The organism is Proteus faecis, assembly GCF_003144395.1.
Classification (GTDB): Bacteria; Pseudomonadota; Gammaproteobacteria; order Enterobacterales; family Enterobacteriaceae; genus Proteus; species Proteus faecis.
Map to the genome: position 1 here is coordinate 464,699 of NZ_PENZ01000034.1, position 14,244 is coordinate 478,942.

At 38.8% G+C, this 14,244-nt stretch carries 13 protein-coding genes; 4 read left to right on the plus strand and 9 right to left on the minus strand.

Annotation, left to right across the window (positions count from 1 at the left end):
* Nucleotides 1-63: 63 nt before the first annotated feature.
* From DK858_RS11750 to DK858_RS11760, 3 genes are all read right to left on the minus strand, one after another.
* Nucleotides 64-660, minus strand: a complete 597-nt coding sequence (locus DK858_RS11750) for a Slp family lipoprotein (protein WP_109397567.1) — start codon at nt 658-660, stop codon at nt 64-66.
* A 90-nt stretch (nt 661-750) separates the two neighbouring features.
* Entirely contained in the window at nt 751-1,452 is a 702-nt protein-coding gene (gene tsaB, locus DK858_RS11755) for a tRNA (adenosine(37)-N6)-threonylcarbamoyltransferase complex dimerization subunit type 1 TsaB (RefSeq protein ID WP_109397568.1), read from the minus strand.
* A gap of 92 nt (nt 1,453-1,544) precedes the next feature.
* The gene (locus DK858_RS11760) at nt 1,545-3,488 is read right to left on the minus strand and encodes an ATP-dependent DNA helicase (protein ID WP_109397569.1); all 1,944 of its coding nucleotides are present in this window, start codon (nt 3,486-3,488) and stop codon (nt 1,545-1,547) included.
* Between the two features lie 85 nt (nt 3,489-3,573).
* Here DK858_RS11760 and DK858_RS11765 point away from each other — a divergent pair, with 85 nt between their 5' ends.
* Together DK858_RS11765 and DK858_RS11770 are read left to right on the plus strand one after the other, a co-directional pair.
* Nucleotides 3,574-3,918: a RidA family protein gene (locus DK858_RS11765; RefSeq protein ID WP_109397570.1), complete on the plus strand. Its 345-nt coding sequence runs from the start codon at nt 3,574-3,576 to the stop codon at nt 3,916-3,918.
* Nucleotides 3,919-4,267: 349 nt separating this feature from the next.
* A complete protein-coding gene (locus DK858_RS11770; protein WP_109397571.1) occupies nt 4,268-4,897 on the plus strand; it encodes a LysE family translocator in 630 nt (209 codons plus the stop codon).
* A 142-nt stretch (nt 4,898-5,039) separates the two neighbouring features.
* Here the strand turns inward: DK858_RS11770 and mdtI are convergent, their stop codons facing one another.
* From mdtI to zwf, 3 genes are all read right to left on the minus strand, one after another.
* Nucleotides 5,040-5,372, minus strand: a complete 333-nt coding sequence (mdtI, locus tag DK858_RS11775; protein ID WP_109397572.1) for a multidrug/spermidine efflux SMR transporter subunit MdtI — start codon at nt 5,370-5,372, stop codon at nt 5,040-5,042.
* A 2-nt stretch (nt 5,373-5,374) separates the two neighbouring features.
* Nucleotides 5,375-5,815, minus strand: a complete 441-nt coding sequence (gene mdtJ, locus DK858_RS11780) for a multidrug/spermidine efflux SMR transporter subunit MdtJ (protein ID WP_109397701.1) — start codon at nt 5,813-5,815, stop codon at nt 5,375-5,377.
* A gap of 574 nt (nt 5,816-6,389) precedes the next feature.
* Entirely contained in the window at nt 6,390-7,865 is a 1,476-nt protein-coding gene (gene zwf, locus DK858_RS11785) for a glucose-6-phosphate dehydrogenase (protein ID WP_109397573.1), read from the minus strand.
* Between the two features lie 352 nt (nt 7,866-8,217).
* On the opposite strand from zwf, the gene DK858_RS11790 reads away from it, so the two are divergent.
* Both DK858_RS11790 and pyk read left to right on the plus strand, forming a co-directional pair.
* Nucleotides 8,218-9,060 carry a MurR/RpiR family transcriptional regulator gene (locus DK858_RS11790; RefSeq protein ID WP_109397574.1) on the plus strand — a complete coding sequence of 281 codons (843 nt, stop codon included), beginning with the start codon at nt 8,218-8,220 and terminating at the stop codon, nt 9,058-9,060.
* Between the two features lie 231 nt (nt 9,061-9,291).
* Nucleotides 9,292-10,734 carry a pyruvate kinase gene (gene pyk / locus DK858_RS11795; protein ID WP_109397575.1) on the plus strand — a complete coding sequence of 481 codons (1,443 nt, stop codon included), beginning with the start codon at nt 9,292-9,294 and terminating at the stop codon, nt 10,732-10,734.
* 80 nt (nt 10,735-10,814) lie between these two features.
* Here the strand turns inward: pyk and lpxM are convergent, their stop codons facing one another.
* The 3 genes from lpxM to znuA form a co-directional block, all read right to left on the minus strand.
* A complete protein-coding gene (gene lpxM, locus DK858_RS11800) occupies nt 10,815-11,789 on the minus strand; it encodes a lauroyl-Kdo(2)-lipid IV(A) myristoyltransferase (protein WP_109397576.1) in 975 nt (324 codons plus the stop codon).
* A gap of 105 nt (nt 11,790-11,894) precedes the next feature.
* Nucleotides 11,895-13,220 carry a murein DD-endopeptidase MepM gene (gene mepM / locus DK858_RS11805; RefSeq protein WP_109397577.1) on the minus strand — a complete coding sequence of 442 codons (1,326 nt, stop codon included), beginning with the start codon at nt 13,218-13,220 and terminating at the stop codon, nt 11,895-11,897.
* Between the two features lie 12 nt (nt 13,221-13,232).
* Nucleotides 13,233-14,177, minus strand: coding sequence for a zinc ABC transporter substrate-binding protein ZnuA (gene znuA, locus DK858_RS11810; RefSeq protein ID WP_109397578.1), 945 nt, complete (start codon nt 14,175-14,177; stop codon nt 13,233-13,235).
* Nucleotides 14,178-14,244: the final 67 nt, after the last annotated feature.

The following is a 14,244-nucleotide window of genomic DNA, read 5'->3' on the forward strand; positions in this document are numbered from 1 at the left end:
ATACACCGTTTCACACGAATGGAGATAAAATATTATATCGTCATGTAATCTGATACCCTATTTTTATTCTAAAACGGGTACAACCTGACCAGCTCCATATGGATATCCACCATAACCGCCATATCCATTGTGATAACCCCAATATGGGCCATCTCCATAATATCCCCATGTCATAACAGGTGCTGGCATAATGACTTGCTGTGTCAGTGTCCAACGTTTCATACCCGTCACATCTATACGTAAGAATGGATAAGTGGCTTCGCCCACTTTGCCAGATTCAACACCTTTTATAGTACCAACAACTGTTACATACTGATTTTTATAATCAGTAGGATCTAAGAAATGCATAACATTAGCATAGAGACGCCCAATAGAAGGCTGTCGCAATTCGGGTGCTGCATCGTATTGAGAAAGAGGCATAACAGCAATCTCTAGCTGTGTTGATGATTGAAGGTTTTTAACATCAATCACACGCCCACCAAAACGCCCTTCTTGACCAATATAAAGCTCAGGTGCAACAAAAACTCTATTTAAATCAGTAACAGGCGTTGCTGATGTACCTTTTATTGATTCAGGTATAGAGACGCATCCCGCCAGAAACAAAGCACTAGATAAAAATAGCACTTTGCTTACCAAACAGTAGTTTAATTGTCTGTTCATAAACCACCTCATTGCAAGTCAATATTAACGTTACTCTATAATAATATTATAGCTTAGCTTCACTTTTAGGCGTCTAATTGATACATAAATTTATTCACGACCAGGCAGTTTTTTCCACGTCACTTCATTACGTAAATAAACAGGTTCAGCATCTTCAACTTTCGTTGCTTTACCTTTATGCCAAGCGTTTACAGCAAGGGGTAACATATCTTGTGCAGCAGGAAGCGTAATCTCAGTTTCAACAACAGTAAAAGGCAGTGCCTCTTTTAAATCAGGGTAAGCTTGCCAGCCTGTACCTGCCATTGCCCAAGTTCCCATTGTGGATTGTAATGTTTCAATAAATTGTTCAGGTTTCATCACCGCTTCAGTGTCTTCCCCCACCCAAGCACCTTCATCATTACGCTGATATTGAGCGCAATATATTTCGCCCATACGTGCATCGATTGCTACCAGAACATGTTTAATACCCGTTGTTCTAAAGACACCTTCAGCCATTGTGGCAAGTGATGAAATACCAATCATTGGCAATTCAGCACCTAACGCAATACCTTGTGCAACCCCCACACCAATACGAACGCCTGTAAAACTTCCTGGGCCTCGACCAAAAGCAAGTGCATCTAATGACTGCAATGTGATGTTTGCTTCTTCTAAGGCGCTTTTCACCATAGGTAAAATCTTTTGTGTATGTTCACGAGGTGAGATCTCAAAACGTGAAGCAACAACGCCTTCATTCCAAACTGCAACAGAACAAGATTCTGTTGCAGTATCAATTGCTAAAATTCGCAGTGACACGCCATAACTCCGGCAAATTCGATAATTAAAAGAGGAAGAATAATATCATAATAGTGTTCAACAGAATAAACACACATTCTGTGCGATCGCTATTATGAATCCGATATTTCTTGTATTTCATTCTGCTGTGCGCGTTGGCTCAAAAATTTCATTGTTTTTTCGAGTGATCGCGTGCGTGGTGATGGTGGCAAACTACTTAAAAAAACCTCACCATATGCACGAGAAACCAACCTATCATCACAAACTATAATTGCGCCATAATCATACACATCACGAATTAATCGCCCGACACCTTGTTTTAAACTAATGACAGCATCAGGAATTTGGACATCTCTAAAGGCATCTCCGCCCCGCAACTCACAATCTTCAATACGAGCCCTTAATAAAGGATCATCGGGTGCAGTAAATGGTAATTTATCAATAATCACACAAGACAGTGTATCGCCACGCACATCAACACCTTCCCAAAAACTTTGAGTCGCAACTAAAAGCGCATTTCCTGATGAGACAAATTTTTGCAGTAATTGTGTTTTACTCATCTCACCTTGCATCAATACGGGTAATGGCAAATTGGCTTTAAACTCTTCAGCAAGTCCACGCATCATGGCATGTGAAGTACAAAGGAAAAAACAGCGACCTTGGTTTTTTAAAATAACAGGCGTTAGCATAGTCGCTAAACGTTTCGCCGTATAAGGTTGATTTAATGGGGGCAAATAACGTGGTACACAGAGTAACGTCTGATGTTGATAATCAAATGGGCTGTTTAAAATCAGTGTTGTCGCATTTTCTAAGCCCAACCTATCCGTGTAATAAGACATTTTCTCATTTACAGAAAGTGTTGCGGAAGTAAATACCCAACTACTTTTATGTGATTTGATTAATTCGCGAAATTTATCTGCGACAGAGAGAGGCGTAATAGCTAATAAAAAATGGCGACCATAACTTTCAAACCAGTAGCTATAACCTGGAATTGTGGTATCAATCAAGCGTTTCAATCGATTGCGATAAACGGTGGCTCGTTCAAAAGCACTATCAAGTAATTGGCTTCGACCTAAAGAGAGTTTCATAACGTCATAACTCAATTCTAAGGCATCATCCAGTAATGTAAGAAAACGTTTTGTTTCACTACCTTGCAATAGCTCACGTAAATTTCCCCTATACCCCGCCTCACCTAGCACTAAACGAAAATCCATCACCATTTGGGTTAATCTATCAGCACTTTTTTGCAACTGAACTTGATCACGAACTTCTGTACGGTAAGCCACTGTCATATCTCTGGCTAGATCAAAAAGCTGCCTACTGGTAAGTTGTTGACCAAAATAGTGGCTAGCAATATCTGGAATTTGATGGGCTTCATCAAAGATCATAATTTCAGCTTCCGGAATTAACTCACCAAAACCAGTATCTTTAACGACAGTATCAGCCATAAATAGATGGTGATTAACCACCACAATATCCGCATCCATTGCTTTTTTACGTGCACTTAGAACATAACACTCTTTATAACGAGGGCAATCACTTCCTAAACAGTTATCGTTAGTGCTAGTGACTAAAGGCCAAACGCGACTATCTTCTGCAACACTATGACAGCGACTAACATCACCATCTTCGGTCTGTGTTGACCATTGGCGTACATACATTACATCAGACAAAATTTCGGCTTCAAGATCACCACCACTGAGCATTTGCTGATCAAGCCGTTCTAAACAGAGATAGTTAGAGCGCCCTTTTAATAACGCGGTGTTACCATCATAATTAATCGCTTCAATGATCGTGGGTAAATCTCGACTATATAATTGATCTTGTAAGGCTTTAGACCCTGTTGAGATAATCGTTTTTTTACCCGAACGCAACGCGGGCACAAGATAAGCATACGTTTTTCCTGTACCTGTACCCGCCTCAGCGATAAGTACACCTTGCTTATCAATAATTTCAGTTATTGATTTCGCCATTTGTCGTTGAGCTTCACGGGGATGAAATCCTGGAATAGTTCGGGTTAAAATCCCGTTTTCTGCAAAATCGTCTGACACAGGCATACTCTTTTTATAAAATAAGACGTAAATTATGCCAGTGGATAACCCAAAGTACCACCTATGCCGTTAATACAAAGGAGAACTCATAATGACAATTAAGCGTATCGACCCTGAAGATCGCTGGTCTGAAGCCGTAATTCATAACGACACAATTTATTACACTGCAGTGCCAGAAAATTTATCAGACGATATTATTGAACAAACAGCAGACACATTAGCGGCAATTGACGTTTTGTTACAACGTGTAGGTTCTGATAAAACTAAAATTCTTGATGCGACAATCTTTTTAGCTGATAAAGCCGATTTTGAAGGTATGAATAAAGCATGGGATGCATGGGTTGCCAAAGGTAGCGCCCCCGTACGTTGTACTGTCCAAGCACAATTAATGCACCCTGAATATAAAGTTGAAATTAAAATTATTGCAGCCTTATAACTGCACTATACTGAGCACCCAAATTTATGGGTGCTTATTTTTGAATTAAATTTATTAACTAAATCAAGATAGCTGTCTAATAAACACTCATCACCATACTTATCTTTTTTCATTTTATCAGCAAAAAATAACATCGCTGATAAAATAATAGTAACAGGGTCTTTCTATGAGAAAAACTCTACATATTCATCATTATTAAAGACAGAAAAGCTATTTTATTTTTAAATCTCAGTATTTATTTCTAATTAAGAAGTAAATAAATATTTTGACTCTCTGTTTTAATTATTTAAAAAAGCAAGCGATGACGATATTATCGAATAGTTATAAAATAAATAATATGAGTATCGATATGGACATAACAACATTACTTCTTTTTTTACCCGCCTGTTTTGCATTAAATTTAGCTCCAGGCCCAAATAACTTATTATCCATTAATAATGCAACACATTATGGTTTTAAAATTTCTTGCATAGGTGGATTAGGTCGGCTCGTGGCTTTTATTTTTATGCTCTGCCTAGCTTCTCTAGGGTTAGCTGTAGTTTTACACACTTCTGAACTTATCTTTTACGCAATTAAGTTTTTAGGTGTTGCTTACTTATTATATTTAGCTGTTCAACTTTGGCGAGCACCTGTAGAAGGATTTGCATTATTAAAAGCGACACAAAATAAAAGCTCTTTGACACTAATGAAGCAAGAGTTTTTTGTTGCTTCTGGTAATCCTAAAGCTATTTTAATTTTTACCGCTTTTTTACCTCAATTTATAGATCCTGAAATGTCAACAGGCTATCAATTTGCAATTTTAGGTACACTTTTTCTTCTGCTAGAATTTATTGCCATTATGCTTTATGCCGCTATCGGTCTGTATATGAAACAACTTTTAGTAAAACCTAAATCTAAACGTATTTTTAATCGCGTTTGCTCCTCGCTTTTGATATTCGCAAGTATGGGCTTACTTTTAGGGCAACGAAGCAAAAGTTAAATTTTATCATTATCGTTTTAAATAGATTTAATTGTGAAAAAAAGCTGAATTCTTATGAATTCAGCTTTTTTAATGTCATTTATTTTGCTGCGATAATTCTATTTTTGTTTTATCAATATCTCGCTCATTGAGTTAATAAGATTTAGGCAAATTTAATCATTACCATACCAACCAGTAATAATATAATCCCCCCCCATCCTTTATAATTGAGTCTCTGATTAAATAAAATCCAACCAGCGGCGATAGTTGCAATAATTCCGAATGCTCCCCAAAGGGCATAAGCAACAGAAAGCTCTATCCCTTTAACGGCCATAGCAAGTGCACTAAAGGCGCCTAATACACAAATCAATGATAATATTCCTAATCCCATACGGCTAAAGCCATTAGACATTTTTAAGAATATATTTGCGACAATCTCAAGCACTACGGCTAGTATTAAGAACGCACCATGCCACCATTCAAATTGAGCTAACATAATTAAGCCTCCTTAATATTAGCAGGAATTGGCTTATTCGCTCCTTTTACAGCACTGGCAACGTGCTTAGCTTTACCGGCGATACTTTTTACCGAGGCAGTTGTTTTCTTAGCAACAGCCGATTTTTTAGTACCTGATTTGATAAGCGTGATCCCTGCAATCAACATTGCTAGGCCACCTAATTTTAGTGGTGAGAGTGATTCACCAAACCACAGAACGCTGAATGTCGTAATAATGACAATTCCAATACCTTCCCACAGTGCATATGCTACACCTAATGCCACTTTTTTAACGGCTATGGCTAAAAAGATATAGGAAGTGGCAATCATTAACCACATGACTATCATACCCGTGTAACCACCGCTTACACTGGCGTACTTCATTGATAAAGTACCGATAACCTCACAAACAATAGCTAATGCTAAAAATATCCAATAAATCATTTTTTCATCTCTCATACACATTCGAAATACGCCAAAACGTTTCTTGCGCAGAAGATAGAGAATATGTAGATAGTCTTTCTGGCGGCAATAATAGCCGAACGTTAAGGCAACGTCGTTTCCTGATAACTCAGGAATTAAGATGAGAGGTTTCTATAATGCGCCACACCAGTAGTGTTCGCTGGATAAAATAGCAGAAAGGAATAACTTATAGGTAGAACGTTTAACTTTGACGCTTTTGGCGCTAGTCATGATTATTTATTCTTTCATCGCACAGACCATCCGCACGATATACTCCGAACCCTCATATAAGATGGTTAAATGTTACATGATATTTCTATCATGCCAAATTATTTAAAGCAATCCTTTTGAAGAAAATTTTTTAGTTAATTAGTTGGTTTTATTTAAGTTTTAGTTTCTAGTTAAAATTAGATTGCATAGTTAATCAACAGTTTTACGATCCTTCAGTAGTTTTATTCATCTAAATTGCTGGAATTATGCTTAAAGATATTTAAGTGAGACAAAAACACCCAGCATAACTGGGTGTTTTTGTTTTAGAATGGACAATCAAAATCAATTATTCAATTTCATTCCAAGAGCGACCATCACGCGTGATCATTGCAACAGATGCAACTGGTCCCCATGTTCCCGCTTGATATGGTTTAGGGAGCTCATTATCACATTCCCATGCATTGATAATTGAATCAACCCATTTCCATGCTTCTTCTACTTCATCACGACGCACAAACAACGCTTGAATACCACGCATGGCTTCTAACAGTAAGCGCTCGTAAGCATCCGCTAAATGCGTCTGGTTGAATGTTTCCGAGAAACTCAAGTCCAGCTTAGTTGTTTGTAAACGGTGTTTATGGTCGAGTCCAGGTGCTTTATTTAGCACTTCGATGTCGATCCCTTCATCTGGCTGTAAACGTATAGTGAGCTTATTTTGTGGTAACTCTTGGTAAGTCTCGCTGAAAATATTCAGCGCAGGCTTTTTAAAATAAACCACAACTTCTGAACATTTACTTGGTAGACGCTTACCTGTTCTTAAATAGAAAGGAACACCAGCCCAACGCCAATTATCGATATCAGCACGAATTGCCACAAATGTTTCAGTATTGCTGGTTTTATTGGCCCCTTCTTCATCAAGATAACCGGGTACTTTTTTACCCTGTACAAAGCCACCTGTATATTGTCCACGAACCGTTTTTTCGCGAATATTTGTGTTATCAATACGGCGCAATGAACGCAAAACTTTCACTTTTTCTTGACGAATACTGTCAGCAGTTAAATCAGCTGGCGGAGACATCGCAATCATAGTCAGGATTTGTAATAGGTGATTTTGCACCATATCACGCATTTGACCTGCTTGATCAAAATATCCCCAACGCCCTTCAATACCCACTTCTTCTGCAACTGTAATTTGGACATGATCAATCGTTTTATTGTCCCAGTTGTTAACAAAAAGGGAATTGGCAAAACGAAGAGCTAAAAGGTTTAATACCGTTTCTTTCCCTAAATAGTGGTCAATACGATAAATTTGGCTCTCTTTAAAGTATTTTGCCACACTATCATTAATAGAAACTGAAGAGGCTAAATCTGTCCCTAATGGTTTTTCCATTACGACACGGTTTGGCTCTTTATTTAATTTTGCATGACCTAATCCCTGACACATTGCACTAAAGGTACTAGGTGGCATCGCAAAATAGTAGATAGCTGGTAACTTATCTTGTTTTAGGTGTTTTGATAATTCAATAAAATGGTCTGTTTCATTGACATCAAGATTACAAAAATCGAGACGATCACTTAAACGTTGCCAAATTTCAGGATTAATTTCTTCTTTTAAAAAGGTTTTTAACGCTTCATGAGCGACATTTTTATATGCCTCAACATCCCAATCAGCACGGCCGACACCAATAATACGAGAGTCAGGGTGAATATATCCTGCTTTTTCCAATTGATATAATGATGGAATGAGCTTACGGCGTGCCAGATCCCCTTTCGTACCGAAGATAACCAGATCACAGGCCTGAGCAGTCGATATCGCTGCCATAGAACGTCTCCTCATGATGAGATTTTGTAATTTTGTTACAGAACTTTGTATTAATGTACTCTTTTGAATGTATTCAGTAAATACACTTGCACATTTTACTCTTTAACTTAGCACACATATTGTGGCACTTCATTTTATGACCCGTGTTTTTATCTTTTCTTGTAACTTTACTACAGTTTTGTTTCTTGTTTTCAGCTTTGAAAGTTAGACACACGTCATACTTTAACGAAAAAAGCCCAGCTTACCGATGGTTTACACTGCAAGCCTTGTTCTTTGCGTAGTATATTTTCATAAAACCGTTATAGATTTCTCCTTTTATTGAAATTGGTAAAGCCAAGGATCTGTATATTTAATGAATATATTGGAAAGGGTTCAGTCGAATCTGGACATCTTGAGTAAATCAGAAAAAAAAGTCGCAGAGGCTGTTTTAACTGCACCACAAACAGTTATCCATTCAAGTATTGCCTTAATGGCTAAAACCGCTGATGTCAGTGAGCCAACTGTTAATCGATTTTGCCGACGAATGGCAACAAAAGGATTTCCTGATTTCAAATTACAATTAGCACAAAGCATTGCCAACGGTACGCCTTATGTAAATCGTAATATTGATGATTCTGATACGGTCTCTTCTTATACCAATAAAATTTTTGAATCCGCAATGGCGGGACTTGAAAACGTTAAAAACAATATTGATATCGCCGCTATCAATCGTGCCGTTGATATTTTGACGCAAGCTAAAAAAATTTCTTTTTTTGGTTTAGGTGCATCAGCAGCCGTTGCTCACGATGCCATGAATAAGTTTTCTCGTTTTAATATTCCTATCACTTATTTTGATGACATTGTTATGCAACGAATGAGTTGCATAAACAGTACTGATGGAGATGTGGTCGTTATTATTTCACATACCGGTCGTACTAAAAATTTAGTTGAAATTGCCAAAATCGCACGGGAAAACGATGCGGCTGTTATTGCCATTACAACTCCGGGCTCTCTTTTAGCCTCTGAAGCGACCCTTCCCATCTTGCTTGATGTACCAGAAGATACTGATATCTACATGCCAATGATCTCCCGCCTTGCCCAACTGACTATTATTGATGTTCTCGCAACAGGATTTATTTTACGCCGAGGACCAAAATTCAGAGATAACTTGAAGCGCGTCAAAGAAGCTTTACGTGATTCACGGTTTGATAAATAACCGTTTTTAATTATTCTGTTAGTATTGTCACACTTCAAATTGTGCCCCTGACTAGATAAGTTTTTGAAAAATGGTAGCATATCTGCGAGCTAACTCTCGTATATAATGAAAACAGCTGTATATGTTGCAATTAGCTTGAAGCGTTTCACTTAACATATTGGGTAAAACACAGTCTTATTTCTGTTTTATCCAATTGCCAACACCTTTCGTTCAAGGTCAACGGAGTAATACATGTCCAGACGGCTCAGAAGAACAAAAATTGTTACCACCTTAGGCCCAGCAACAGATCGTGATAATAACTTAGAAAAAATTATTATTGCTGGCGCAAATGTTGTTCGATTAAATTTCTCTCATGGTTCTGCAGAAGATCATCTTGCTCGCGCAAATCGTACACGTGAAATTGCAGCAAGATTAGGTCGCCATGTTGCTATTCTCGGTGATTTACAAGGCCCTAAAATCCGTGTATCTACCTTTAAAGATGGAAAAGTTTTCCTGAATGTCGGTGATAAATTCTTACTTGATGCAGCGCTCGAAAAAGGCGAAGGTAATCAAAATCAAGTAGGTATTGATTATAAAGGCTTACCAGCCGATGTAGTTCCAGGCGATATTTTACTTCTTGATGATGGTCGAGTTCAGTTAAAAGTCCTCAAAGTAGATGGTTTAAAAGTCTTTACTGAAGTGACTGTTGGTGGCCCTTTATCTAATAATAAAGGTATTAATAAGCTCGGTGGAGGCCTCTCTGCTGATGCATTAACAGAAAAAGATAAGCAAGATATTATCACTGCTGCAAAAATTGGTGTTGATTACCTTGCTGTTTCATTCCCAAGAACGGGCGAAGATCTTAACCTTGCTCGCCGTTTAGCTCGTGATGCTGGCTGTGAGTGCCAAATAGTGTCAAAAGTAGAACGAGCTGAAGCAGTTGCTAATGATGAAATCATTGATGAAATCATTCTTGCTTCAGATGTAGTTATGGTTGCTCGTGGCGATTTAGGCGTTGAAATTGGTGATCCTGAGCTGGTTGGCGTACAGAAAAAACTAATTCGTCGTGCTCGTCAGCTTAATCGTGTCGTTATCACTGCCACTCAAATGATGGAGTCAATGATAACAAATCCAATGCCAACTCGTGCCGAAGTAATGGACGTTGCTAACGCCGTATTAGATGGTACTGATGCCGTTATGCTTTCAGCAGAAACCGCCGCAGGACAATATCCAGCAGAAACAGTCGCTTCAATGGCTCAAGTCTGTTTAGGTGCTGAAAAAATGCCAGCTGCCAATGTTTCTAAGCACCGTTTAGATATGGTGTTTGATTCAGTGGAAGAAGCCATTGCGATGTCTACAATGTATGCAGCTAATCATATGAAAGGCGTTAATGCGATTATTGCAATGACTGAGTCAGGTCGTACTGCTCGCATGATGTCTCGTATCAGTACAGGTTTACCCATTTTCTCAATGTCTCGTCATGAGAAAACATTGAATCAAACCGCACTCTATCGTGGCGTGACACCTGTTTATTGCAGTACACACACAGATGGAATTGCCGCTGCTAATGAAGCAATTGGTCGTTTACGTGATAAAGGTTTCTTAGTTTCTGGTGATTTAGTGTTAGTCACTCAGGGTGACCAAATGGGTACAATCGGTAGCACCAATACATGCCGTATTCTGACTGTTGAATAACACAGAACTCTAAATCGTAATAACAAAACGGGCTCTTTATTAAGAGCCCGTTTTTTATCTGTTTATTTTTCGTACATGAATTAGTCCAAGATATTCTCACGAGCGTAAGGCTCTATTTCGCCCTCTTTACGTGTCTTCAGCAATTTTAAGATCCACGTATATTGCTCTGGCGTTGGTGTCACAAGTGCTTCTAACTCTTCATTCATTCTACGAGCAATATAGGCATCATCTTTATCTTCAATATCATCCATGGGCTCACGAACAATAATACTCAGCTGATGTGTTTTATGACAATATACGGGGAACAATGGTACGATAGCCGCTCGGCATACTTTCATTAATCGCCCAATTGCGGGTAATGTCGCTTTATAGGTACCGAAAAAATCTACAAATTGGCTATGCTCTGCGCCATGATCTTGATCTGGCAGATAATAGCCCCAGTACCCCTGTCGCACGGAAGAAATAAAAGGCTTAATGCCTGCTTCGCGTGAATGTAATCGACCATCAAAATGATGACGTGCTTTATTCCATAAATAATCAGCAACAGGATCTTTTTGGTGGTGAAACATCGCTGCCATTTTCTGGCCTGTTGATGCTAATAACATTGCAGGGATATCAACTGCCCAGCCATGAGGCACCATAAAAATAACATTACGGCCTTGCTCTTTAAAACGCTCAATGATTTCTAGCCCCTGCCAAGATGTACGTTTTAATATACGTTCAGGGCCTCTTAAGCAAAGCTCTGCCAACATCACAAAAGATTGGGGCGCAGTTTCAAACATGCTGTCGAGAACATTTTCACGTTGCGTTTTATTCCATGTTGGAAAACAGTATCTCAAGTTGATATCTGCACGGCGTCTTGCGCTTTTCGCTTTACGTCCAACAAAACGACCAATAGCAGCAAGAAATGGATCACGCCACTTTACTGGCATATAAGCTAATACACTTAATACACCTGCACCTAACCATGTTCCCCAATGACGAGGATGTAAATAGGCACAGTGAAAAGTGGGTACATAACCCGCTTTGCTATCTGTATCTTTTTCTTTATTCATCAGATAACTCTCTGAATTGATATCCCAAATAGGCGTAAAAAACATTAAAACAAAAACGGATGATATCAATCATCCGCTTTTATGTCTTTAAAATCGTGTTTATTGTCAATCGGCTAGCACTAACTGAGGTTTAATCTCTTTTACTTTAGCAAGATATTCTTGTTTATCTTTACCTGTTAAACCATCAGCTCGAGGCAAAGTTGCCGTAAGTGGATTGACTGCTTGTTGGTTGATCCACAGCTCATAGTGCAAATGAGGCCCTGTAGAACGACCGGTATTCCCTGATAAGGCAATTCTATCCCCACGTTTAACTCGTTGTCCTGGTTTTACAAGTAACTGACGTAAGTGCATATAACGTGTGGTGTATTGGCTACCATGACGAATAGCGATAAAGTTACCCGCAGCACCACTATATTTTGCCACAATAACTTCACCATCCCCTGTTGCTAGTACAGGTGTTCCTACTGGCATAGCAAAGTCGACACCTTTATGAGCAGCTAAACGCCCCGTAACAGGATTAATACGACGAGGATTAAATTGAGAGGAAACTCTAAACTGCTTCACTGTTGGGAATCGCATAAATCCACGTTCTAACCCACCAGCTTGGCTATCATAAAAACGACCATCTTCAGCAAGGAAAGCATAGTAATCTTTGCCTGCGCTGCGTAAACGCACACCAATAAGTTCACTTTGCTCTGTACGGCCATCAAGCACTTCACGAGAAAAAAGTGCAGCAAATTGATCGCCACTTTGTAGTTTTTTAAAGTCTACTTGCCATTGCAATGCTTTAGTCACTGCACGTGCTTCTGAATTAGTTAAACCTGCATTTGTTGCGCTAACAGAAAAACTACCACGAATAACACCAGTGGTAACGCTGTTTTTCCACTCACCTTTTTGAAACTCTTTTGTCTCTTTGAAGCCCGTTTCAGTGCGAGTATAAACACGTGTTTCGCGACGAGAAATCCCCCAACTTAACTCTTTTAGCAACCCATTATCATCAAGCTCCCAGCTAATAGATTGCCCGATTTTAAGGTTTCTAAGATCTTTATTTTGATTAGAAATAGTTGCGATATCAGAAGAATCAATACCAAACTGAGTTAATATTGAACTTAGTGAATCACCACTAGAGACAATATAAGTATGAGGAACTTGTGCAACTGCAGTGCTTGTATCTGTACCATCTTCCGCACCGACTAACCCTTCATCAGTAAGCTGATCACTACTGTCAGTGATAATGTCATCTGTATTTTCACTTTGTACTGCTGAAGGCATTTGAATGCTGACAGGAACTTCTCGGCTTTGCTCATTTTGAAGAACCACTGGTCGCCAAATTGCGACGGCCAGTGTTGCTGCAGTTAACGAACCAAGCATTATCTTATGTGGGAGTGGTAAACTTAAATATACCTGTGCAATGGATTTCTTCTGCTGCACGTTCTTAATTCCTTATTGTGTTTCATTCAGGCAGCTCGCATATTGGTTAGCTAGTTGGGTAAGGAATTTTATATAGCTCTCTTGAGTCAGAGCAATCCCACTTCCTAGGGGGTCTAATACACCCATTTTAACCCCAGTGCCTTTCGCCACTGTTTCTATTACCGTCGGCCTAAATTGTGGCTCAGCAAAAATGCAGGTTGCTTTTTGCTCAACCAACTGTGTTCGTATTTGATGTAATTTCTGTGCACCCGGCTGTATTTCAGGGTTGATAGTAAAATGACCTAACGGCTTTAAATTATAATGTTTTTCGAAGTAGCCATAAGCATCATGAAAGACAAAATAACCCTTATTTTTCACAGGCGACAGAATATTAACAAGATTTCTATCAGTTTGCTTGAGTTGTTCGCTGAATTTACCTAGGTTTACGTCCAGAAGTTCTTTTTTATCTGGATAGAGTGTAATTAACCTTTCGTGGATCTGTTTTGCAGACGACAACGCAATTTCTGGTGATAACCAGATGTGCATATTATAATCACCGTGAGAATGATGTTCGTGATTTTCCTCATGTTTATGCACATTGTCACCATCATCTTTCAATAAAAGCGACTTTATTTCGTTAGTTTCCGCTAAAGCCAACTTATGATTGTCAGTAAGTCTGTTTAATGGCTTATCTAAAAACACTTCCATATCTGGTCCTACCCATACCATCAGGTCTGCGGAGGTGATTTTTTTCAAATCAGAAGGTTTTAATGCATAATCGTGTGGAGAGGCTCCATCTGGCAATAAAACTTCTGTTGGTGTTACCCCATCAGCGATAGCTGCCGCAATAAATCCTAATGGTCTAATGGAAACGACCACATCAGCCTGCGCTGAAGCACTAAATGAGCTTATCATCGCTGTCATTAAAAATGATTTCAATAAAAAACGATGCGCAAATTTGTTGTTTTTATGTAACATAGGAAGAATTCTCGTGAATCATCATTGGAAATGTTATATTATAACGTTTCAATGATTCTGCAAGTGC